Origin of the sequence: Sphingomonas alba, assembly GCF_023516555.1 — a bacterium.
Taxonomy (GTDB): Bacteria; Pseudomonadota; Alphaproteobacteria; order Sphingomonadales; family Sphingomonadaceae; genus Sphingomicrobium; species Sphingomicrobium album.
Genome location: NZ_JAMGBD010000001.1, coordinates 1,622,501 through 1,646,870, shown reverse-complemented (window position 1 = coordinate 1,646,870; position 24,370 = coordinate 1,622,501). Strand labels below are relative to the sequence as shown.

General features: G+C 65.3%; 12 protein-coding genes (1 of these 12 only partly in view). 9 read left to right on the top strand and 3 right to left on the bottom strand.

Features of this window, described 5'->3' with window-relative positions:
• The first annotated feature begins 49 nt into the window (after positions 1-49).
• The 5 genes from LZ536_RS08590 to LZ536_RS08570 are packed head-to-tail and all read left to right on the top strand — an operon-like array spanning position 50 to position 6,534.
• Positions 50-742 carry an ImuA family protein gene (locus LZ536_RS08590; protein WP_249848110.1) on the top strand — a complete coding sequence of 231 codons (693 nt, stop codon included), beginning with the start codon at positions 50-52 and terminating at the stop codon, positions 740-742.
• Positions 669-2,180 (top strand): DNA polymerase Y family protein, encoded by a 1,512-nt coding sequence (locus LZ536_RS08585; RefSeq protein WP_249848108.1) that lies wholly within the window; start codon positions 669-671, stop codon positions 2,178-2,180. Before LZ536_RS08590 ends, LZ536_RS08585 begins: the two co-directional genes overlap by 74 nt.
• Positions 2,180-5,491: an error-prone DNA polymerase gene (locus LZ536_RS08580; RefSeq protein ID WP_249848106.1), complete on the top strand. Its 3,312-nt coding sequence runs from the start codon at positions 2,180-2,182 to the stop codon at positions 5,489-5,491. Before LZ536_RS08585 ends, LZ536_RS08580 begins: the two co-directional genes overlap by 1 nt.
• A 42-nt stretch (positions 5,492-5,533) precedes the next feature.
• Positions 5,534-5,932 carry a DUF2147 domain-containing protein gene (locus LZ536_RS08575; RefSeq protein WP_249848104.1) on the top strand — a complete coding sequence of 133 codons (399 nt, stop codon included), beginning with the start codon at positions 5,534-5,536 and terminating at the stop codon, positions 5,930-5,932.
• Positions 5,933-5,949: 17 nt separating this feature from the next.
• Entirely contained in the window at positions 5,950-6,534 is a 585-nt protein-coding gene (locus LZ536_RS08570; protein ID WP_249848102.1) for an SOS response-associated peptidase, read from the top strand.
• On the opposite strand, the gene hutH is transcribed toward LZ536_RS08570, so the two are convergent.
• The 3 genes from hutH to hutI are packed head-to-tail and all read right to left on the bottom strand — an operon-like array spanning position 6,531 to position 10,900.
• Entirely contained in the window at positions 6,531-8,036 is a 1,506-nt protein-coding gene (gene hutH / locus LZ536_RS08565; RefSeq protein ID WP_249848100.1) for a histidine ammonia-lyase, read from the bottom strand. The genes LZ536_RS08570 and hutH overlap by 4 nt on opposite strands.
• The gene (hutU, locus tag LZ536_RS08560) at positions 8,033-9,694 is read right to left on the bottom strand and encodes a urocanate hydratase (protein ID WP_249848098.1); all 1,662 of its coding nucleotides are present in this window, start codon (positions 9,692-9,694) and stop codon (positions 8,033-8,035) included. The genes hutH and hutU overlap by 4 nt, the downstream gene beginning before the upstream one ends.
• Positions 9,695-10,900: an imidazolonepropionase gene (gene hutI, locus LZ536_RS08555; RefSeq protein WP_249848096.1), complete on the bottom strand. Its 1,206-nt coding sequence runs from the start codon at positions 10,898-10,900 to the stop codon at positions 9,695-9,697. It lies immediately after the preceding gene.
• A 41-nt stretch (positions 10,901-10,941) separates the two neighbouring features.
• Here hutI and LZ536_RS08550 point away from each other — a divergent pair, with 41 nt between their 5' ends.
• From LZ536_RS08550 to LZ536_RS08535, 4 genes are all read left to right on the top strand, one after another.
• Entirely contained in the window at positions 10,942-11,823 is an 882-nt protein-coding gene (locus LZ536_RS08550) for an arginase family protein (RefSeq protein ID WP_249848095.1), read from the top strand.
• A gap of 243 nt (positions 11,824-12,066) precedes the next feature.
• Positions 12,067-13,827: a ShlB/FhaC/HecB family hemolysin secretion/activation protein gene (locus LZ536_RS08545; RefSeq protein WP_249848094.1), complete on the top strand. Its 1,761-nt coding sequence runs from the start codon at positions 12,067-12,069 to the stop codon at positions 13,825-13,827.
• A gap of 3 nt (positions 13,828-13,830) precedes the next feature.
• Positions 13,831-22,203, top strand: a complete 8,373-nt coding sequence (locus LZ536_RS08540; RefSeq protein WP_249848093.1) for a beta strand repeat-containing protein — start codon at positions 13,831-13,833, stop codon at positions 22,201-22,203.
• A protein-coding gene (locus LZ536_RS08535) for a CHAT domain-containing protein (RefSeq protein WP_249848092.1) crosses the window boundary here: on the top strand, positions 22,200-24,370 show its 5' portion. The gene runs 892 nt beyond the window's last position; the window shows 2,171 of its 3,063 coding nt (coding positions 1-2,171); it begins with the start codon at positions 22,200-22,202; the stop codon falls past the right edge of the window. The genes LZ536_RS08540 and LZ536_RS08535 overlap by 4 nt, the downstream gene beginning before the upstream one ends.

Below are 24,370 nucleotides of genomic sequence, written 5' to 3'. Positions count from 1 at the left end.
GGATTCACGGGAATAAGAACAAAAGAAGAACATAAGCGTTGCGAGTCGTGTGGCTGCAGGTCTTACCCTGGTCGCCGGCGGCGAAAGCCGTGCGGCCGAAAAACGTCTGCTCCAGAGGGAGTTGGGCGAACCTTTCCGGCTACCCGCGCCGCTCCAGCCGACGCTTAGCGAGCTGTTCGCGTCCAGTCCCCGGGACGGCGGCTGGGCGGGCTTCCTCCTGCCCCAGCTGGAAGCGGCCAAGCCTTTGCTCTGGATCCAGGATCGGATGGCGATCCGCGAATCCGGCCGCGTCCATCCTGCCGGCCTGCCGGGCATCGAACTCATTCATGTCGAAGCACGCGACGGGCGCGATGCCTTGTGGGCGATGGAGGAGGGCCTGAGATGCTTTGGCATCGGCGCCGTCATCGGCGAGCTTTACGGCGATCCGGTCAACCTCGACTTTACCGCGACGCGGCGGCTGGCGGTCGCGGCGGAGCGAACTCAAGTGCCCTGCTGGCTGGTGCGGCTGGGCGGCACAGCCAATTTGAGCGGCGCGCGAATGCGCTGGCGGGTGGGCAGCATGCCGTCACTGCCGCACCCTTTCGACTTAAAGGCGCCCGGCACACCGGCCTGGGAGGCGGAGCTGTTCCGGGCGCGCGGGCATGCGCCGGGATCGTGGGGCATCGCCCATGAAACGGATCGCTTCCATTTGCTTGCCGGTACTGGCGATCGAGCGCTGGAGCCGTTTCGCCGACGCGCCTGAGGCTCCGGTCGCACTCGTCGTCGAGGCCGCGCATGGCCAGTTGATCCATGCCGTCACGCCCGCCGCCGCCGAACGGGGCGCCCATCCCGGCATGCGCCTGACCGATGCCCGCGCGCTCGACCCAAAGTTGCTCGCCGAGCCGGCCGATCCGGCAGGCGATGCGGCGCTGTTGAAGCGGCTGGCGCGGTGGGCGGGACGCTGGTCGCCTTTGGTCGAAGTGGATGGCGAGGATGGGCTGCGGCTCGACGTCAGCGGCGTCGCGCATTTGTTCGGCGGTGAGGAAGGTTTGGCCACAGACATACGGAGCCGCTTCGGCGCGCTTGGCCTGACGGCCTGCACCGCCATCGCCCCGACCGCCGGAGCAGCCTGGGCATTGGCGCGATTCTCCCCCCGCGTCGTCGATAAGGATGTGGCGAAGGCCTTGGCGCCCCTCCCCGTCGCGGCCCTCCGGCTCGATGCTCGTTCGATCCAGATCCTCGAACGGCTGGGCCTCAAGACCATCGGCCAGCTTGCGAAGGTCCCCCGCAAGAGCCTGCAGCGGCGGTTCCGCGAGGCGGATAATCCGCTGAATGCGCTCGATCGGGCGTTGGGCCTCAAGGATGAGCCGCTGACCGGTGAGCGTATCGAGCTCCCGCCCCGCGTGCTTGCAAAGCTGTCTGAGCCGGCAACTCATCCGGAAGCGGCGGGCCAGGCGTTAGGCCGCCTCGTGCCGGGGCTGGCGCGGCAGTTGCAGGACCGGAAGCTCGGCGCGCGGCGGCTGCATCTCGCGGGCTATCGGGTCGACGGCAGCGTCGCCGGCACCGGCGTCGCTACCGCCATCCCGACCCGCGATCCGAAGCATCTGATGCGCCTGCTGATCGACAAGGCGACCGTCCTCGATCCCGAATTCGGCTTCGATGCCTTCGCTTTGACGGCAAGTTGGTGCGAGCCGCTCGGCGCCACGCAGGAGAGCCTAGTCGACGAACCAAGCGGTGAGGCAGAAGTGGCGAAGCTGGTTGACCGGCTGAGCGTCAAGCTGGGGCCGCAGCGCGTGCGGCGGCCGCAACCCATTGCCAGCCATCTTCCCGAGCGGGCGAATGGCTGGCGGTTAGCGGTTGAAGAGAGACCCTCACCCCAACTCTCTCCCGCAAGCGGGAGAGGGAGCACGCGTCCGCAACATCTCCTCGACCGGCCGGAAGCCATTGCCGTCGTTTATGCGACGCCCGAGGGGCTGCCGCGCCGCTTCGTCTGGCGGCGGCTGGTGCATGACATCGCCAAGGCGGAAGGCCCGGAGCGGATCGCGCCCGAGTGGTGGCGGGAACGGTCGACCGCTCGTCTTCGCGATTATTATCGCGTCGAGGACAAGGACGGCCGCCGTTACTGGATTTTCCGCGAAGGGCTGGTCGGCGACGGGCGCGGCGGTGCGCCCGAATGGTACCTTCACGGGCTTTTCGGCTGATGCCCGACAATGTCCATGCACGGGTCCGGCTGGTCCTGGAAGGGCCGCCCAACCCGCCGGCGCCGTTCGTCGAGCTCGGCGTAACGTCGCCCTTTTCATTCCTGCGCGGTGCGTCCGACGCGAAAGAACTGGCGATGTGCGCCTATGACCTTGGGTACGACGCCATCGGCATCGCCGACCGCAACACTTTGGCCGGCGTCGTCCGGATGCACAGCGCGGCCAAGGGCGCGAAGATGCGGCCGCTGATCGGCTGCCGCCTGGACCTTGCCGACGCGCCAAGCCTGCTCGCTTATCCGCTGGATCGCGAAGGTTATGGCCGGCTTTCCAGCCTGCTCAGCCTCGGCAAGATGCGGTCCGACAAGGGCGAGTGCCATCTGGTGCTGAACGATGTCGCCGGGCGCCAGGAAGGCGTCGCCTTCATCGCCTGGCCGCCGGACGATCTCGACGGTTTCGAAAGCGAGCTGCATCGGCTGAAGGCGGCCTTGCCGTCACTCCGCCATGTCGCCGCCGCGCATTGTTATCGCGGAGACGACCTTGCCCGGATCGAGCGGCTGGACCGGCTGGCGCGCGGGATCGGCGGCACGATCCTCGCGACCAACGACGTGCATTACGACGCGCCCGACCGGCGACCGCTGCAGGACATACTGACCTGCATCCGCGAGAAAACGGCCATCACCGAAGCTGGCTTCCTGCTGCACGCCAATGCCGAGCGGCATTTGAAACCACCGGAGGAGATGGGGCGCCTTTTTGCGCGCTGGCCGCATGCCATTGCCGCGACGCGCGAGTTCGCCGATGCCCTCCATTTCTCGCTCGATGAGCTGCGTTACGAATATCCGCGCGAAAGCGTGCCCGACGGCCGGACGCCGCAGGAGCAGTTGGCCTATCTCACCTGGAAAGGCGCCGAAGATTATTGGCCCGGCGACATTCCAAAGAAGGTCCGTAAACAAATCGACAAGGAACTGGCGATCATCGCGAAGCTCGATTTCGCGCGCTATTTCCTGACTGTTCACGACATCGTTGCTTTCGCCCGCAGCATCGGCATTCTCTGCCAGGGACGCGGATCGGCGGCGAACAGCACGGTCTGTTATTGCCTGAAAATCACCAATGCCGACCCGGCCGTGAACGATTTGCTGTTCGAGCGCTTCCTGTCCGAAGAACGCCGCGAACCTCCCGACATCGACGTCGATTTCGAGCATGAGCGGCGCGAGGAAGTGATCCAGCACATCTACGAGAAATATGGCCGCGACCGCGCCGGGATCGCCGCCACCGTCATCCATTTCCGCCCGCGCTCGGCGGTCCGCGAAGTCGGCAAGGCCATGGGGCTGTCGGAGGATATGTGCGGCGCGCTTGCGTCGATGATCTGGGGTGCCGGCGGCGAGCTTGAGGAGGAGCGCGCGAACGATGCCGGGCTCGACCTTTCCGACCCGCATCTCAAGCGGACGATCAAGCTCGCACAGCAGATGATCGGCATGCCGCGCCATCTGTCGCAGCATGTCGGCGGCTTCATCCTGACCGAGCGGCCGCTGACCGAGACGGTGCCGATCGGCAATGGCGCGATGGAAGAGCGGACCTTCATCGAATGGGACAAGGACGACATCGACGATTTGAAGATCCTCAAGATCGACGTGCTCGGCCTCGGCATGCTGACCTGCATCCGCAAGGCGTTCGACCTGGTCGCGCAGCACCATGGCGAGCGCCGGGACCTGGCGACCGTCCCGCGCGAAGAACCGGCGGTTTACGACATGCTGTGCCGGGGCGATTCCCTCGGCGTTTTCCAGGTCGAAAGCCGGGCGCAGATGAACATGCTGCCGAGGCTGAAACCGCGCGAATTCTACGACCTCGCCATCCAGGTCGCCATCGTCCGTCCGGGACCGATCCAGGGCGATATGGTCCATCCCTATCTCAAGCGGCGTTCCGGCAAGGAGAAGGTCACCTATCCTTCGCCATCTCCCGAACATGGCCCACCCGACGAATTGAAGCGCATCCTCGACCGAACGATGGGCGTGCCGATCTTCCAGGAGCAGGCGATGAAGATCGCTTTGGATGCCGCCAAGTTCAGCCCCGAGGAAGCCAATGAATTGCGCAAGGCGATGGCGACCTTCCGCTCGCGCGGTACGATCGCCAAGCTGGAAGAATTGATGGTCGGACGGATGGTCGGGCGCGGTTACGACCGCGAATTCGCGCAACGCTGCTTCGACCAGATCAAGGGGTTCGGCGAATATGGTTTCCCCGAAAGCCATGCGATCAGCTTCGCGCACCTCGCCTACATTTCGACCTGGTTGAAGTGGAAATATCCGGCGGCGTTCGCGGCGGCATTGCTCAATTCGCAGCCGATGGGATTCTACGCACCGGCGCAGATCGTCCGCGACGTGCGCGAGCATGGCGTCGAGGTGCGCGCCGTCGACGTCAATCACAGCGACTGGGATTGCACGCTTGAACCAACAATCGCTCGCCCTTCGACTACGCTCAGGACGAACGAAGTTGGAAGCTTGGCGCTTAGGCTCGGCCTGCGCCAGGTCGAAGGCTGTCACCGCGACGCGGCGGATAAACTGGTCGCGAAACGGTCGCGGCCATACCGGACGGTCGAGGAATTGCGTAGCCGCGGCGGGCTGCCGGTGCATGCCATCGAACGGCTGGCCGAGGCCGATGCTTTCCGCTCGATCGGCCTCGATCGACGGGCCGCCCTATGGGACGCGCGCGCGCTGAAACCGGCGCTCGATTTGCCTCTGTTCGTCGCAGCCGATGCCCGCGACGAAGGCGACGAAATGGAAACCGCCGAACTGCCGGCAATGCCTTTGAGCGAGCATGTCGTCAGCGATTACCAGACCGTCCGTTTGTCGCTGAAGGCGCACCCAATGCATTTCCTGCGCGACCATTATGCGGGCAAGGGTTTCATCACTGCCGACCGGCTGAAGACCATCCGCGACGGCAAGCGCGTGCTGTTGGCCGGGGTCATCCTGACCCGCCAGCGGCCGGGCAGCGCCAAGGGCGTCTGCTTCATCACGCTGGAGGATGAGACTGGCGTCGCCAATCTCATCGTCTGGCCGGACGTGTTCGACAAGCAACGCCGGGTCGTCATGGGCGCGCGGCTACTGGTCGTCCGCGGCATCGTCCAGCGCGATGCGGACAGCGAGGTCATCCATGTCGTCGTCCGCAAGCTGGAAGACGGGACGGACATGCTCCGGCACCTAGGTGACGGATTGCTCCCGTCGACGCTCAACCAGGGCGATGCCGGTGGGTCGTGGCGGCAGCCGGTCGGGCGCCACCCGCGCGACGTCCAGGTCATCCCGAAAAGTCGGGATTTCCATTAGTCGCCACTTACCCGCTAAAAGGCGGCTCCAGTAGGAGTCGGTATGCGCGTTCTTGGAGCGATCGCCTTGCTTAGTTCGTCCGCCCCGCTCGCAGCAGCAGAGATCGAGGGCCGCTGGCGGAGCCCCGGCGGTAACAGCATCATCGAGATCGCATCGTGCGGCAGCAATTATTGCGGCACCGTTGCCTGGGCGAGCGACAAGGCAAAGCAGGATGCCGCCAAGACGACCAGCCAGCTGATCGGAACGCAATTGCTGACCGACCTTAAAGAGACCAAGGCGGGCCGCTGGCAGGGGAAGCTCTTCGTTCCGGACCGCAACATGCGCGTCACCGCAAAAATCCAGCTCACCAGCCCAGGGCAGCTCAAGGTCACCGGCTGCGCCGCCGGCGTCCTTTGCCACACGCAATATTGGAACAAATACGACGACCCGCTGCCGCAATAGCTGCTAGTGCAGGCGCCATGTGCAACCGCTATCGCCGCGCCATTACGCTGGGTGAGATCGACGTCGGCTTCACCGAAATCTCCGACATCCGCATCCCGCTGCGCTTCCCCGAAGGCCGGCCGAACCTGCAGGCGACGGATATCTGCATCACCGATACGGGCACCATCATCCGTGCCGCCGACGATGGCGCGCCAGAGCTAGTGCAGCGCCGCTGGAGCTGGCCCGGCCCGACCGGCAAGCCGGTCTTCAACTATCGTTCGGACGGCCGCGAATTCCCGCAAGGGCGCTGCCTGATCGTCGCCGACGGATTCTATGAATATACGACGCCGGCAGCCGGCAAGGGGCCCAAGGACCGCTGGCTGTTCACCAAGGCGGACGAGCCCTGGTTCTGCATTGCGGGGCTGTGGCGGACGCATCCGCAAGTCGGCGAAGCGTTCACGATGCTGACGACCGAGCCGGGCCCGGACATTACGCCCTATCACACGCGCCAGGTCGCACTGCTCAACCGAAGCCAATGGCGCGACTGGCTCGATCCCCAAGTCCCCGCGAAAGATGTGATCGGCCCGCTGCCTGCCGGAAGCCTTGAGGTATCGCAGGCCTAGCGACCTTCCGCTTCGAATGTGCCGAAATCCCCGGCCAGCACAGCCGACTGCAGCAATGTCATTTCATCCGCCCAATAGCGGTCGGCGCCGAAATGCGGCGATGAGTTGCGGATCTTCGCATGCACCTTCCGCAGCTTTGCCGATGTCTTCAGCGGCGCATGGTGGTCGATGCCCTGCGCTGCCGTGATCAGCTCGACGGCGATGATGCCGGCGGCGTTGCGGGCGATCTGGCCGGCCTTGCGGGCGGCGATCGGCGCCATCGACACATGATCTTCCTGCCCCGCCGATGTCGGGATGGAATCGACGCTGGCCGGGAAGGCGAGGCTCTTGTTTTCCGAGGTCAATGCGGCGGCCGTCACCTGCGGGATCATCAGGCCCGAATTGACGCCCGGATCGTCGGTCAGGAAGGCAGGCAGGCCGCTCATCTTCGGGTCGACCAGGACGCTGGTCCGCCGCTCCGAGATCGAGCCGACCTCGCACAACGCAATGGCGATGGTGTCGGCGGCGAACGCCACCGGCTGCGCGTGGAAATTGCCACCCGAAATGGCCGAATCCTCGTCGGGGAAGACGATCGGATTGTCGGTCACCGCGCCCGCCTCGATTACCAACGTGCGCGCAGCATTGACGAGGAGGTCGAGCGACGCGCCCATGACCTGCGGCTGGCAGCGGAAGCTGTAGGGATCCTGCACTTTGCCGCAGCGGCCGTGACTGTCGAGGATTTCGCTGCCCGCCAACAACTCGGCAATGACGGCCGCGACTCGAATCTGGCCGGGCTGGCCGCGCAGCGCGGAGATGCGCGGATCGAATGGCTTGGCGCTGCCTTTCAAGGCATCAACGGAGAGGGCTCCGGCGGCGATGGCCGAAGCAAAGACGCGCTCGGCGGCGAACAAAGCATCGAGGGCGATGGCGGTCGAAGCCTGCGTGCCATTGATGAGTGCAAGGCCTTCTTTCGGGCCGAGCTCAAGTGGCTGCATTCCCAGTTTCGTCAGCGCGTCCTTGGCCGGCACGATGGTGCCTGCAAGGTCGATCTTGCCGTAACCCATTAGCGCCGAGATCAGGTGCGCGAGCGGTGCGAGATCGCCGGAAGCGCCGACACTCCCCTGGCTCGGGATGACCGGCATTGCGTCGCGGTCGAGCAATGCCTGCAGCGCGTCGATCACCAAGGGCCGAACGCCCGAGAAACCCCGACCGAGCCCGAGCAGCTTGAGGACGATCATCAGCCGTGTGACGTGGCGTGGCAGGGGGTCGCCGATCCCGGCGCTATGCGAAAGGATGAGGTTGGTCTGAAGCTCGGCGAGGCGTTCCGCCGGAATCGCCGTGTTGGCGAGCAGGCCAAAGCCCGTGTTCACGCCATAGACCGTTTCGCCGCCGGCAACGATGCGGCTAACGCTGTCGGCGGCGCCCGCAATGCGCCCCATCGCAGCGTCATCGAGACGCGCATCGGCGCCCTGCCAAAGCTGGCGCAATGTGGTGAGGTCGATGCTCTCCGGATTCAGTTTCACGTCGTCACCATCGGCAAATCCAAGCCCTGTTCTTTCGCGCAGTCGACGGCGATGTCGTAGCCGGCATCGGCGTGGCGCATGACACCAGTGCCGGGGTCGTTCCAAAGCACCCGCTCCAGCCGCCGCGCGGCATCGTCCGTGCCATCGGCGACGATGACCATGCCGGCATGCTGTGAATAACCCATGCCGACGCCGCCGCCGTGGTGCAGCGACACCCAGGTTGCGCCGCTGGCGGTGTTGAGGAGGGCATTGAGCAGCGGCCAGTCGGAAACGGCGTCGCTGCCGTCTATCATGCTTTCGGTCTCGCGATTGGGCGAGGCGACGCTGCCGCTGTCCAGGTGGTCGCGGCCGATGACGATCGGCGCCGAGACTTCGCCGTTCCTCACCATCTCGTTGAACGCGAGGCCGAGGCGATGGCGCTGGCCGAGCCCGACCCAGCAAATGCGTGCCGGCAGGCCCTGGAAGGCGATGCGCTCGCGCGCCATGTCCAGCCAGCGGTGGAGGTGCGCATCGTCCGTGATCAGCTCTTTGACGCGCTGATCGGTGCGGTAAATGTCCTCAGGGTTGCCCGACAGCGCCGCCCAGCGGAACGGACCGATGCCGCGGCAGAAGAGCGGGCGGACATAGGCCGGAACGAAGCCGGGGAAATCGAAGGCGTTCAGGACGCCGTCGTCATAGGCTTCCTGGCGGATGTTGTTGCCATAATCGAAGGTCGGAATGCCCATCGCCTTGAAGGCGAGCATCGCCTCGACGTGCTTTGCCATCGAGTGACGCGCTGCGGTAGCAACGGTGGCCGGGTCCTTCTCACGCATCTCCTGCCACTTCGCGACACTCCAGCCTGCGGGGCAGTAGCCGTTGGCGGGATCATGCGCCGAGGTCTGGTCGGTGACCGCATCCGGGCGGATGCCCCGCGCAACCATCTCCGGCAGGATTTCGGCGGCATTGCCGAGCAGGCCGACGCTGGTCGGCTCGGTGGCGTTCTTGATAATGTCGAGCGCCTCGTCGATGCTGGTGGCGCGCTTGTCGACGTAGCGCGTCTCCAGCCGCTTCTCGATGCGGCTTTCCTGGCATTCGACGGCGATGCAATGCGCGCCGGCCATGACCGCCGCCAGCGGCTGCGCGCCGCCCATGCCACCGAGGCCGGCAGTCAGGATCCACTTGTCCCTGAGATCGCCATCGAAATGCTGGCGGCCCATCTCCGCGAAGGTCTCGTACGTTCCTTGGACGATGCCCTGGCTACCGATGTAGATCCAGCTGCCGGCCGTCATCTGGCCGTACATCATCAACCCCTTGCGATCGAGGTCGTTGAAGACTTCCCAGTTCGCCCATTTGGGCACGAGGTTCGAGTTGGCGAGGAGCACGCGGGGCGCATCCTTGTGCGTGCGGAAGACGCCGACCGGCTTGCCCGACTGGACGAGCAGGGTCTGGTCTTCTTCCAGCCGCTCCAGCGTCTCGACGATCCGGTCGTAGGACTCCCAATTGCGCGCCGCGCGGCCGATTCCGCCGTAGACGACCAGGCTTTGCGGGTCCTCGGCGACCTCGTCGTCGAGGTTGTTCATCAGCATGCGGACGGCGGCCTCGGTCGTCCAATGCTTCGCCTTGATGTCGCTGCCGCGGCGGGCACGGATATGGCGTGAATTGTCGCGTCGATCGGTCACTTAGGAATCCATTCCCCCATAGATGCGGCGTTCCGGGCCGGGCATGCCGACCCAATAGCCGAGCTCCGCCAGTTCGGCGATGCGCCAGACGCAGAGGTCGGCGGCCTTGCCGGCGGCGATGCTGCCAACCTCGTGCGCCAAGCCGAGAGCGCGAGCCGCGTTGATCGTCATGCCGGCAATCGCTTCCTCCGGCGTCAGCCCGAACAAGGTGCAAGCCATGTTCATCGCCAATTGCGGATTGAGAAGCGGCGCTGTGCCCGGATTGCAATCCGTAGCAACCGCGATTGGCACCCCGGCGTCGCGCAGCAACTGCACCGGCGGCTTGGTCATTTCGTTGAGCGCGTAGAAGGCCCCGGGCAGCAGTACGGCGACGGTGCCAGCGCGCGCCATCGCCTTGGCGCCCGCGGCGTCGAGGTGCTCGAGATGGTCGGCCGAGAGCGCCTTATACCTGGCAGCGATCTCGGCGCCTTTCTGGTGCGACAATTGCTCGGCGTGAAGGCGAACGCCGAGGCCGTGGGCGCGGGCGGCGGTGAAGGCGCGCTCGACCTCGGCCGGCGTGAAGGCGATGGTCTCGCAAAAGGCGTCGACGCTGGTGGCCAACTTTCGGCGCGCGGCCTCGGGGATGAGCTTGTCCGTCGCTTCCTTGACGAAGGTCTCGCGGTCCGCGTCCTTCGGCAAGGCATGGAGAGCAAGGAGCGTCGAAACGATCCGCACCTTTTCCTGCTCGCCGAGCTTTCGGGCGATTTCGAGCAAGCGCAGTTCGCTGGCCGTATCAAAGCCGTAGCCGGACTTGATTTCGACCGTGGTGCAGCCGCCCGCCATCAGAGCCCGCAGGCGGCGGCGCGACTGTTCCAGCAACTCAGTGTCGGACGCCTTCTTCGTCGCGGCGACGGTTGAGGCGATGCCGCCGCCCGCCTTGGCGATTTCCTCGTAGGTCGCGCCGGCCCGGCGCATGGCATGCTCAGCCGCGCGCGTTCCACCGAAAACCAAGTGCGTGTGACAATCGACCAGGCCCGGAGTCACCCATGCCCCGCCCAGTGCCACCACTTCCTTTGCGCGGAATCCGGCCAGTTCTGTACGCTTGCCGACACGCAGGATGCGGCCATCCTCGATGGCGATGGCGCCATTGGTGACGATGCCGAGCGGGTCGCCGGCGCGCGCGTCCATGGTCGCGATATTGCAGTCGACGAACAGGCGATCCCACATGGCGGCTGGCATTAAGCGGGGCAGATGCTAGCGTCAAAGCCATGAGCGGCTGGCCCAACCTTTCCGACCTCATCGTCGACAAGGCGAGCGATGCGCCAATCGGCCTGGTCGGCGCCCCGCTCAACATGGGATCGGTGACGCCCGGGCGGTGCGACCTAGCGCCGGGGCTGCTGCGGGCGACTCTGCGGCGGATCGGGCGCTATGACGTCGAGACCTTGCGCGAGCTACAGACGTTGGTCGCCGACCATGGCGACGTGCCGGTCGCCGGCCTCGGCATTGAGGAAGCGACTCCCGCGATCTTGGCCGCCTGCAAGGCCAGCGTGGAGCGGCATCGGCTGACTCTGCTGATCGGCGGCAACAATGCGGTGACCCGGCCGGGCGTCCATGCCCTCGGACTGCCGCTGAACAAGGTCGGGTTGATTACGCTCGATGCCCATTTCGACATGCGCGATCTCAGCCGCGGCCTCGGCAACGGTAATCCGGTCCGGGCCCTGATCGAGGACGGTCTACCGGGCCGGAATATCGCCCAGATCGGTCTCGCCCCCTTCGCCAATTCCGCTGACATGCATCGTGACGCGGTCGAGGGCGGACATCTGGTCGTCACGATCGGCGAGGTCCGTGACGCAGGTATCGACCAAGCCATCGACCACGCGCTCGATCATGTTGCCCATTGCGACGCGATTGTCGTCGACTGCGACATCGACGTGATCGACCGTTCACAATTTCCCGGCGCCCCGGGGGCACGGCCGGGCGGCATGCGGGCCGAGGATTTCTTCGCGGCGGTCCGCATGCTGGCGACGGAGCCGAAAGTGCGGGTCATGGACCTTACGGAGTGGGACCCGCCGCTCGACCCGACCGACCTCAGCGCGCTGACGGCGGGGCGCTGGCTGGCCGAGGTGCTGGCGGGCTTCGAGGCGCGCTAGCCACGGCCTCGGTAGGCGCTATCGGCGCCGTTAACTTTGCATGCTCGAGATGAGCACGGGTTCCGACCGTGAGGCGGACAGGCTTGTTGCTCAAGGAAAAATGACCCGATGCAGGACAATTTTTCCAACCTATTCAATTGACTCTGGTTAAGTCTGGTTACACGAAAGTTAACAGGGGACTAAGACCGAGTCGCTGGGGGTGGGTCGGTCTTTTTCCGTGTCTGAGACGAGGGGGTTGTCGGCATGGATCTTCGGGCTGGCGTTTATGTACTGGGATCGCTGGCAGCGACTGCCGGGCTCCTTGCGGAGACTCCCGTCGCGGCTCAGGCGGTCGCGCCGACTCGAGAGGAACTGACCCGGCCGCAGCTTGCGCCGCCTCCCGCCAAATCCACGCTCAACGTCATCGGCGGAGTCGAGCGTTCACCGTGCCCGCTCGCCAACCCCGAATTCAACGACGTCCGGGTGACGATCTCCAACGTCGACTTCCATAACCTCAAGGGCGCGACGCCCGAAGAGATGCGGCAGACCTGGGCCGAATATGCCGGCACAGACCAGCCCGTTTCCATCATCTGCGAAATCCGCGACCGCGCCGCGACCTATTTGCGGAACAAGGGCTATCTCGCCGCCGTCCAGGTGCCGACCCAACGCATCGAGAATGGGCAGGTCCGGCTCGAACTGCTTTACGCGCGCGTCACCACTATCCGCGCCCGCGGCCAGACCGGCGGCGCCGAGGCGAAGCTTGCCGGTTACCTGAGCAAGCTGACCCAGGACGAGATCTTCGATCGCAACCGGGCAGAACGCTATTTGCTGCTGGCCCGCGACCTTCCCGGCTACAACGTCCAGCTCGTCCTCAAACCCGCCGGCACTGCGCCGGGCGAAATGATCGGCGAGGTCAACGTCATCCGGCGCGCCTATGCGGTCGACGCGATGGTCTCCAACCTCGCGGCCAAGGAAACCGGCCGCTGGGGCGGGCAGCTCCGCGCCCAGGCATTTGGCCTCACCGGCCTTGGCGATGAAACCACCGTCTCCATCTATTCGACGTCGGATTTCAAAGAGCAGCAGATCCTCCAGGCGAGCCACAGCTTCCGGCCCGGTAACGAGGGCCTGACGATCAGCGGCCAGTTCACCTACGCCTGGTCGCAGCCCGCGCTTGACGACGTCGAGGACAACCTCAAGTCCAAGACATTGTTCGCGTCGCTCGGCGCGGCGTACCCGCTTATTCGGACCCAGGAAAAGAACCTGACGCTCGGCGCCGGCTTCGATTTCGTCAACCAGAACACCAACCTGCTCATCCCAATCGCCCGCGACCGGCTGCGCGTGATCTGGGCGCGGGCCGATTTCGACGCCGTCGACCTCCGCTCGCGCCGGCCGAAGTGGCGCGTCGCTGGCACGCTGGAGCTTCGTCACGGCATCGACGTGTTCGATGCCAGCGAAAGCTGCCCGCAAAGCGGATGCTCTGATGGATCGACGCCGCAGGCAAGGATCGACGCGGATCCGACCGCGATGGTCGTCCGGTTCAACGGCACGGCCGAGGTCGGCCTGTTCAATTCGCTCGCGGTCGCGGTCAGCCCGCGCGCCCAATATGCGTTCGACAAGCTGCTGTCGTTCGAACAGTTCACGCTTGGCAATTATACCGTCGGCCGGGGCTATGAGCCGTCGATCATCACCGGCGACAGCGGCGTCGGCGTTGCCGTCGAGTTGCGCGGCCCGCGGCTGTCTCCGTTCCAGCGCATGCCTTTGTCGCTACAGCCTTATGCCTTCGGCGATGCTGCCTGGGCATGGACCAAGGGTGCGCTCCTCGAAGACCAGCCAGGCGCTCACTGGCACGATCCCCGGCACCTCAAATCCGTTGGCGCGGGTGTCCGCGGCGAATTTAGCGACCGCGCAGCGCTCGATATGAGCGTCGCCGTGCCGATCGACGAAGCCGGCCTGCTCAACGAGCGCCGCAAGCCCGGCCCCCGTTTCCTGCTGACGTTCACTACCCGTCTGTTGCCCTGGAGCTGATCGATGATGCGTAACGTCCGAAACAGCCGCCGCAGCCGCCCAAGCTGCTCCGTCCTCGCGCTTGCGACCGTGCTCGCAGTCGGGGCCACGCCCGCCGCGGCGCAGAGTTTCAACGGAACCGGCACGTTTGCGGTCAACGGCGGCGGCAGCGCCAATATCGCGACGGGTGCCGGCACGACCACGATCACCCTGAATTCGGGCAATTCGGTCATCAATTGGACGCCAACGGACAATGCGCTGGCCGGCGGCAACATCGTCTTCCAGAACAGCGGCACGACGGCGCTTTTCACCGCGAGCAACGACTTCGCGGTCCTCAACAACATCAATACGGCCAGCCTCACCCGTGTCGTGGAGATGAATGGCACGATCCAGGCGCGCGTCGGCACGTCTCAGCGCGGCGCCGTCTATTTCTATGCGCCGGGCGGCTTCCTGCTCGGTGGAACCAGCATTGTCAGCGTCGGCTCCCTGGGGCTTTCGGCGCTGCCAATCAGCAACGCGAGCTTCGCCGGCGCAGGTAACAACGGCTTCGGCACGATCACCTTCGGCCAGGCGCCCAACTCGAACGCCTCAATCACCGTGAACGGCAGCATCAGTGTCAACAACAGCGGCATTGGCGCCCTGCCGCCCAGCAACAGCTATGTTGCGCTGATCGCGCCGCGCGTCGTCCATACCGGCACAATTACGGCCAATGGCGCTGCGGCGCTGGTCGCCGCCGAAGCAGCGACGATCAATTTCTCGCCAGACGGCCTGTTCGACATCCAGGTGACGGTCGGCAGCGGCGACAGCCAGGGCATCAACGTTTCCGGCGACATCACCGGGCCGACGCCATCGGGACCGACCGATCGCCAGGGCATCTATTTGGTTGCGGTCCCGAAGAACCAGGCCATGACCATGGCCATCAGCAGCGGCGCCGATCTCGGCTTCACGCTTGCCAACACGGCCGTCGATGACAATGGCGTTATCATCCTTTCGGCGGGCAACGACGTTGTCGACGGAGTGATCGGGTCGAAGTCGGCCGGTCACGGCAGCGGTACCGCGAGCTTCCAGGCCTCCGGCGCGCATTTCACCAACAATGTCTTCGGCGAGGCCACCGGCAACGCCAATATCTTCTCCAACGCCGGTCAAACCACGCTGTTCAACAATGACCTGACCGTCCACGCAGACGGCGACATTGGCATGTACGCATCTGGCGCGGGAGCGTCGCTCACCGTTAGCGGCGATCTCGTTCTTTCGACCGACCTCTCCGCCGCCGCCGGCCAGTCCCTGACCGCAAGCGACATTTCGCTTTCGACCGGAGTCGGCGGAACGTTTACGGTTGCCGGCACGACGAATCTCAGCGCCAATGTCACCGGCGCGGATTCTTCCAGCGGCACAGCTGGCAGCGGCACCGGTGGGTTTATCAACGTCAACGCCAATGGCGGGCCGATGAACCTCCACGCGCTCGACGTCACTGCTCTGGGTACGGGCGGCAACGGCCTCGTCTCCGGCGTCAACGCCGGCAACGGCACCGGCGGCACGGTCTGGATTCATGGCGACAACAGTTCGACACTGACAATCACCGGCAACGTCGACGTCAATGCGAGCGGGACCGGCGGCAATGCGACCGGTGCTGGCGTATCCGGAACCGGGCACGGTGGCCAGGCTTATGTCTACGTCGGCCAGAACGGGGGTCTGACGGTCAACGGAACGACCAATGTCGCCAGCGACGGCCAAGGCGGCGGCCATGATACGGCGACCGCCGGCAGCGGCATTGGCGGTGGTGCATACCTGGTCCAATCCAGCGGCTCGACCAGTGGCGGCCTGATGACCCTCAACGGCAATGTCTCCTTGTCCGCGGACGGGACCGGCGGCTTCTCCGACGGCGGTAACGGCGGAGCGGGTCAGGGCGGGAACGCCCTCCTGTCCGCGAACGCGCATCATTATATCATCAACGGCGCAGCAGACTTCCACGCCGTCGGATTTGGCGGGGGCTCGAACCTGTTGACCGGCGGCACCGGCACGGGGGGAACGGCCGGTATCTACAGCGCCGGGGCTGAAGTCGATGTTTCGGGATCGGTCTCGCTCACAGGCAACGGCCTTGGCGGCAGCGGCCTGGTCGGTGGCGCCGGCAACGGCGGCAGCGCCGGCATCAACAGTTCTGGCGTCGGCAACGTCGATCTGCCCGGTGACGCCTATGTTTACGCACAGGGTTTTGGCGGCGACGGATTCGGCGGAAATGGCGGCGCGGGAGACGGTGGCAGCATCAGCGTCAGCGCGAATGGCGGCATCCTGGACATCAGCTATCTATATGCCCGGGCGAATGGTGAGGGCGGATCAACCGAGACTTCGGGCGCCACGTCGGGAGACGGCACCGGTGGCAGCGTCGCCATCAATGCCCAGGCCGGCGGTCACCTGACGATCGACAGCTATATCTACGCCTACGCTCAAGGCTTCGGCGGCGACACGTTTGGAAGCCTCGTCAACGGCGGCGACGGACGGGGTGGCGATATCACCCTGAGCGCAAGCGGCACCAATGCCAAGGTCGACATCGCATTCGATACGACCCTGAATGCCGAAGGTACGGCCGGCGGCGGCGGCGAATGCTTCAGCTGCGGCGGCGGCGGCGACGGTTTTGGCGGCCAAGTCTACGTGACTGCGAACGGGACGGGCGCATCACTCAATTCGGCCGGAAACATCTACGCTTATGCGAGCGGCTATGGCGGCTTGCCTGCCGATGGCGGCGTCGGCGGCAAGGGCACGGGCGGATTTGCGCAGCTTGCGGCATATGATGGCGGATCGGTGGATATCGACAATGATGTCACCCTGGAGGCCGACGGCTACGGCGGTGGCGGCTATAGCGGCGATCTTTCGACCGGCGGCGACGGTTTCGGCGGAACGATCGAAATCCTGACCTTCGGGACCGGCACGGTCTCACTCAATATCGACGGCAGCGCCTACATCAGTGCGGACGGTTACGGCGGCAGCTTCTCGTCCTTCGGCGGCAGCGGCAACATCGGCGGCGACGGTACCGGCGGCAGCGCGGGCGTCTATGGCAATGCCGGCTCGATCACCATCGACAACAGCCTTTACGGAACAGCCATCGGCAGCGGTGGCGATGGCAGCGTCGACGGTTCCGGCGGCATAGGCGGCGACGGCCGCGGCAAGAACGCCGAAGTCTACGCATCCAACGGCGCGACCGTGACCATCGGCTATGCGAGCGTCGCCACGGATGGTTACGGCGGCAACGGCGACACCGGCGGCAAGGGCACCGGCGGCGGCGTCTACAACATCGACACGGGCACCGGGACGAATGGCGCGCACATCGTCGCCGAGCATGGCTCGATCATTCTCGGTGGGGCCAGCGTTTCATCGGACGGCTACGGCGGCGATGCGGGCTATTATTTTGCCGGCGGGTCAGGTGGCGACGGCGGCGGCGGCACCGGCGGCTGGGCGTCCATCTTCGCAGCGAACAGCGATGATGGCCCGAGCTCCGTCAAGATTCAGGGAATTGATTCCAGCGCCTATGTGAGCGCGGACGGCTATGGCGGCGACGGCGATGTGGGCCTCGACGGCCAGGGCGGCCTCGACGGATTGCCGGGCACCAACGGCCTCACGGGCGGCAACGGCGGTACCGGCGGCAACGGCGGCGCGGGCGGTACGGGCGGCAGTGGCGGCATCGGTCAGGGCGGAATTGCATTTGCCTTTGCGGCGGCCGGCAATGGTTCGCTGACCATCGATAGCCTGAATATTTCCGCGACTGGCGACGGCGGCTCGGGCGGGACCGGTGGCAACGGCGGGACTGGCGGCACCGGTGGAACCGGCGGAACCGGCAGCACCGGGGCTGGCGGCAACGGCGGGACCGGCGGCAACGGCGGGACTGGTGGTACGGGCGGTACCGGCGGCGCCGGTATTGGCGGCCTGGTCAACTTCGGGACGTCCAGCGGATTTGCGGAAGCGACCGGTAGCAACCTCGGCGTCGCGACCTTCGGGAACGTCACGGCCGATGCGAGCGCTTATGGTGGTCGCGGCGGTTCGGGCGGCTTTGGCGGATCGGCCGGCGCCGGCGGCACCGGCGGTCCTGGCACTCCGGCCGGCGGCACCGGCCTTTCGGGCAGCCTTGGAGTGGATGGCGTTGGCGGCAATGGCGGCGACGCGACGGGCGGATCGGTCACGCTGCTGGTCCGCGGCTCTACGGTCAACCTGACCGGCGAAGCCGACATGTACGCAGACGCCTTTGGCGGCGACGGCGGTTATGGCGGCGATGGCGACGGCATCGGCGGCGACGCATTGGTCGGCGGCGACGGCGGCATCGCGGTCCTCGTCAGCCCGCGCTTCCAGTTCCCGGCACAGCATGGCACGCTGAATGCGGCAAACGGAACGATCTACGGAAGCGCCAGCGCGACCGGTGGCCTCGGCTCCGCCGACGGTGTCGGCACGAGCATGGGCGGCAATTTCGTCCAATTCATCAACGCCACCGGCACCATCGGCTCGCTCGACTTCGAAGTCGGCGCCGACGTCTTGGGCAGCGGCGCTAACAACGACCTCATCTCGATCACCGGCAGCAACGTTACGGCCGACAATTTCACTTTCAACACCATCGGCAATCTTGCTGTTTTCGTCGACAATGCAGCCTTCAATGTCGAAACGCTCACGCTCGGCGCGGGCAACTTCATTTATGACGGTCGCACCTGGACCAACAGCGGCCTGATTTCGGCCGATACGGTCAACATCACCAGCGACGGCGACTTCGTTGCCGATGCCAATTGGGATGTGACAAACACCTTCCTCGTCAACGTGCCGGGCCTCATCGAGCTCGACAGCATCCATGACGACAATGGCGTTGATTTCACGGCAGGCGGCTCGATCGGCATCCAGGGCGGCTTCTCGGCGGGCACCTATGTGTCCCTGGTCGCGGGAGGCAATATCGACACCGGCGACATCGGCGCGGGCACGAGCATTTACGAGGAATCGACAGGCGGATCGATCGAGGTCGGCAACCTGACCGCGAACAGCTTTGTCACGCTGATTGCCGATGGCGCGATCCACGGCGAAGACATCACGACCGGCGGAAACATCTATGCCCAGACGACGACGGGCAACATCAGTCTCGAAAACCTGACTTCGACGTTCGGCACCGTCACCTTGGACGCGGGGAACGATCTCTTCCTGGTCGCAGGCGACGACCCGGTTACCGATGGCGACATACACGCCGATGGCGACATCAACCTGACCGCCGCCGGTCTGATCTCGATGAATGATGCGACGACGAATCATTCGATCCATATGGATGCCGGCGGTACCGTCGATGCCCTCAATCTGACCGCGGGTTCCGACATCCGCATCGAAGCAGGCGACGATGTCACGGTTGGCCATCTGGTTGCAGGTCCGGCATCGGTCGGACAGGTCGCCATTCGGATCATCAGCGACGGCTCGGTTTCGCTCACGGACATCAATTCCGCAGGAGGGGCCGACATCACTGCGCTCGGGTCCGTTACCGGCGGCGACGTGACCACCGGCAACGTTCTCTTCACCGATGCGCTTGGCGCCATCCACTACGGCAACATCTCGGTTGGGTTCGTCAATCCGCAGCCGCAGAACGACAACTTCTCGCTTGGCCTCATTTCAGGGACATCGATCGACGTAGGCACTGTCGACGCGGCTTATGGCGCCGCGTTCATCTCGGTCGGCACCATTAACACCGGCGACGTCAATGCCGGCAACGACGTGCTCGGCTTGGCGCACGGCAATATCGTCATGGGAGACATCACGGCCGGCGATCGGGTCCTGCTCGCGGACTATGCGATGTATACCGATGCAGGGGGCACCATCCCGAGCAACGATGGCGGGGACGTCGAAGACATCTTCGCGGCGACGCCGAAGAAGACCGGCGGCTCCATCACGGTCGGCGACGTCAACGCAGCAAGCTTCACCGCGGCCGCGGGCACGGATCTGACGATCGGCCTGCTTAACACCGACAGTGGCATTTCGCTCGATGCCGGTGGCGCAATTACGACCGGCGACCTCGACGTTGGCGACTTCGTGCTGGCTAATGGCGGGTCAATCACGACCGGCGATATTCTTGCCTTCTCGGTCAACATGACGAGCACTGGCGGCGACATCAACACGGGCGACATCGACGCTTCCGGTGCCGTGGCCCTGGATGCATTCGACGACATCAGCACCGGCGACATCTTCGCCGGCAGCATCGACCTCGTCGCTGGCGACGACATCACGACCGGCGACCTGACGACCGCATTCCTGCAGTTGTTCGCCTTCGACGGCATACACACCTTGTCCTTCCCGGGCGCGAGCATCTCGCTCGACGCGGGCGGCGACATCTCGACCGGCGACATCAGCTCTATCGATGGCGTCTGGGCCAATGCGGGCGGCAATTTGACGACCGGCCTCATCGATGCGTTCGACTTCGTCGAGCTTTATTCGGGTGGCAACATGCTGACCGACGACATCGATGCCGGCGGCTATCTCAATGCAGATGCCGGCGGAACGATGACGCTTGGCGATCTCGACATCGGATATGATGCCGACCTGAGTTCGACCGGCAACATGGCCTTCGGCAATGCCGGCATCGGCGGGGCAATCGACTTTGACTCCGACGAATCGATCATCGGCGGCAATGTCACCGCGGGCAATGAAATCTCCGGCGGAGCTGGCAGCACGATCAACCTCGGCAACCTCATCGCCGGGTTGTCGCTCGACGGCGACTTCTCAATCGGGATCGGGGCGGTCGGCAACCTCACCGTCGGCAACGCCTCCGGGCCGGGGCCGGTGGGCTTTGCGACCAGCGCCAACCTCGTTACCGGCGACCTGAACTCCAACCAGCTCATCATGACTCTGGTTGGCGGCAACACGACCACAGGCTCCATCACCACGCCGAACGCGCCGGGCGCCCAGGTCTATATGGCCGACGACTCCATGTTCTTCGCGCACGGCGGCACGATCAACGGTGATGGCTTCTTCGACGCGAATGCGGTCCTCGCGCTTGCGCCGGTTGCCACCGGCGGGTCGATCACGATCAACGGTCCGGTCACGACCGGCGCGTTCCGCGCGGCCGCCGGCACCGGCCTGACGACGCAGGCGCTGACGGCAACCAATGCGACTGCGAGCGCCGGCGGCACGGCGACCATCAACGGCGCGTGGAACGTCGGCAACGACGCCCAGCTGACGTCCAACAACATCGACATCACCAGCACGGGTCAAATGATTGCGAACGGCACGCTGACCATCGCGTCGAGCAACGCCCTGCAGATGCTGATCGGCGACGGCTTCACGGGAAGCGGTTACTCGCTGTCCAATGCCGAGTTCGGCCGGATTGCCGGCGGCAACGTGGCCCTCGTCGGACGCGGCGATGCAAGCGCGGCGCTGGACATGCTGGTGGGCGATCTCACGGTCAACAACGCGACCACCGGCCACACCATTCTCAGCCCGACAGGTGCCCTGGTATTCGCGGTCGGCAATCTGCAGACTCAATCGCCGAGCGGCGTCATCCGCGTCGTGGGCGATGTCAATGCGCCGAACTTCACAAGCGGCCAGTCCATGGAATTTTATGCGACACGCTTCGAGCTTGATGCGGGGACAGGGTCGATTTCAATTACATCGAACGGCAGCAGCCTGAGCGGCGAGCTCGGTCTCTACGCAGACCGCATCCACGTTGCCGAAGGTACGATTCTCGACAAGTTGGCGGCCAACCCGACGTACACCAACTACCAAGACGACCTGAACAAGGCCGCGACGACCCAGCGACCCGAAGGCGTCCTGCGTGCCGACACACTCTGGATCGAGTCCGACAATTTGCAGGACGTGCTCATCCAGAACATGGGCACCAGCGGACAGAATGGCGCGCCGGCCGGCTTCCTGGTTCGCCAGGCCTTCCTCAACGAAGACTTCGAGACCGCCGGACCTGCAGGTTCGATCAACCTCATCGTCAACGGCCAGCTGGTGACCGAAGGGGGCACGCTGACTGGCGTGGCCGTCCGCGATGCATTGATCACGCCAGAGACCGACATCACGCCGTTCACGTCGAACAGCACCATCAACGGCTGCCCGCTGACCGGTGAATGCATCATCCGGCCGCCGGCGCCGCCGCCATCATCCAACGTGGTCGACAATCAGATCGACCTCATCACGAATAACCCCCTCGGCGACAGCGAGTTCGGCAACGAGCCGGATATCGACGACAATGAGGAAGGTGATGACGGCGCATCCAACCCGATCGTGCCGCCGCAGCCGTTGTTCGACACCCGGCCGCTGATCCCGTCGGGTGACGTCAATGATCCGGTATCCGGTACCGGCAACCCGGCACTGCTCGGCAGCGACGCCGACTGCGACGCGAGCGAGCAAGGGCAGTGCCCCACTCCCGTGAAGGACAATGGCCAATGACCCGCGTATTCGGACATAGCCTGCGCCTGGCGCTTCTCGCCTCGAGCCTGCTCGCCGCCAGCGCCGCCTCCGGCAAGGCGGAGCAGCCTCTCTCGACCATGAACGGCTTCCGGCTGGGCGATGCCGGCGTTCTGTGCACGGCGCAGATCCGTTCGGCCGATCGCCGCCTGACCGGTGTCTTCGACCGCGCCTATGTGCTGACCTGCCGCGACGCCGCGAGCGCCGTCGGCAGCGTCATTGCCGTTCGTCGCGCCATCGATCTTGCCAACGAACAAAGCATCATCAAGACGGGCGCCCTCACGTGCACTGCGCCGGCGGCGGCCACCGTCGAAAATGTCGGCAATGTCACAGGCGTCAATTGCCGCGATGACGTCAGCAAGCTCGACTATAAACGCTACACTGCGTCTCGGGGCCGCACCAATTACATGGTCGAAGGCCTCGCCGGTTATGACCCGGCGCTGCGCCTGGCGCTGGCGTCGGTGGTTACTGACCGCATGCAGCAGGGTTCGATCCAGGTCGCGACGACCGAGGTCAGCGACGCGGCGGCTTTCGCCCGGACGCAGGCCGGCGCCTTCGATCCGTCAGCCGCCCGGACCGAGGCTTACGCACGCAACAACGGCGGCCGCTTCGCTGAATCCGCTGAGTTTTTCGAAAATCTCGCCGACCGCGAGGGCAATGATGCCGCATCGCGCGCCGAGGCGCTGGCCAACCAGGGCCTGCAACAGTCCAACCTCGCCAATTTCGCCGCCGCCGAGCGGCTTCTCTCCGCCGCGGAGCGCGCCTCGCCGAAGGGCAATGGCGTCATCCAGCGCCTGCTCCGCAATTATCGCGCCATCAATGAGTTGAACCAGCACGACGCCAATGGGGCATTGGCTGCACTGAAGACCGCCGTTGCGGATGTCATCGATTCAGATGACCAGGATTCCCTGCGCGGCGGGCTCATCACGCTCCCGCTGGCGGACGAAATCAACAAGGACGCCAACACGGCCGCTCAGGTCACGGGCCTTGGCAACGAATTGCGGCCAGCGGAGCGCGCGGCCGTACTCGATGCCCAGGCGCTCCAGCTCGCGGGAATCGCCGCCCGTATGCAGGGCCGTCTCGCGGACGCTAGCAACCTGCTCAGCCAGGCCCGCGGCAAGCTGCAGCAGGTCCGTGAAGGCAAGCTGCAATCGGCCGCATGGCTGAGTGCCGAGATCGACGTCGAACGAGCGCTGGTCGCGGAAGCCTCCGGCGACCACGGTTCGACCATCGGCGCCTTCGACACGGCGATCGGCATTCTCCAGCAGAACTTCCCGCAGTCGCCGATGTTGCTGGCGACCAAGGCCCGCAAGGCGGGCTACCTCGCGCGCTCGGGCGATGAGGCCGGTGCACGCACCCTTTATGCCGAGGTCGTCGACCAGAGCTCGACCATCCCGGACAGCGGCACGGCCCTGCGCGAGTTGCTGGCACCCTATTTTGGGCTGCTTTCCCGCGATGGTTCGGCCGATGCGGCGGCGAACATGTTCCGCGCTAGCCAGGCCTTGCAGCGCCCCGGCGTCGCCCAGACCCAGGCGGTGCTTGCCCGCCAGATGTCGGAAGGCAATGACGAGGCCTCGACGATGTTCCGGTTGGCGGTCGCGCGCACCCGCGAAATCGTCCGCACCGAAGCCGATATCGCCCGTCTGTCAACCAAACCGGCGCCGACGGCCCGCGACCTCACCAACCTTGCGCAGGCGAAGGCCAGTCTCGACTCGATGAAGGCCGACCAGACCCAGTTGCAAGCCAAGCTCGCCGACTATCCGCGGTACAAGGTATTGGCGCCGCAACAGACCGAGCTCGCCGAAGTTCGCGCCGCGCTTCGCCCCGGCGAGGGCTATTACAAGATGATGGTCATCGGCGACCGGATGTACGCCATCTATGCGACGCACGACACGGCGCGCGCCTATCGGCTCGATCCCACCAAGCGGCAAATGGCCGACGATGTCGCCAAGATCCGCGACAGCATCGTCTATTTCCAGGGCGACAAGGCGATCACCGACCCGTTCGACGCGGTCCGCGCCCGCAAGCTCTATTTGCAGCTGTTCGGCCCCGTCGATGCAGAGGTGCAGGGGCTCAAGCATTTGGTGTTCGAGCCGGACGGGCCGATGCTCCAGCTGCCGCCGTATCTGCTGATCACCAAGCAGGCGAG

Coding starts and splice junctions, on each gene's coding strand:
- hutI (WP_249848096.1), bottom strand. CDS start 10,900: ATGTGGGATCGCCTGTTCGTCGACTGCAATATCGCGACCATGGACGCG.
- LZ536_RS08580 (WP_249848106.1), top strand. CDS start 2,180: ATGCCCGACAATGTCCATGCACGGGTCCGGCTGGTCCTGGAAGGGCCG.
- LZ536_RS08540 (WP_249848093.1), top strand. CDS start 13,831: ATGATGCGTAACGTCCGAAACAGCCGCCGCAGCCGCCCAAGCTGCTCC.
- LZ536_RS08575 (WP_249848104.1), top strand. CDS start 5,534: ATGCGCGTTCTTGGAGCGATCGCCTTGCTTAGTTCGTCCGCCCCGCTC.
- LZ536_RS08545 (WP_249848094.1), top strand. CDS start 12,067: ATGGATCTTCGGGCTGGCGTTTATGTACTGGGATCGCTGGCAGCGACT.
- LZ536_RS08570 (WP_249848102.1), top strand. CDS start 5,950: ATGTGCAACCGCTATCGCCGCGCCATTACGCTGGGTGAGATCGACGTC.
- LZ536_RS08550 (WP_249848095.1), top strand. CDS start 10,942: ATGAGCGGCTGGCCCAACCTTTCCGACCTCATCGTCGACAAGGCGAGC.
- LZ536_RS08585 (WP_249848108.1), top strand. CDS start 669: ATGAAACGGATCGCTTCCATTTGCTTGCCGGTACTGGCGATCGAGCGC.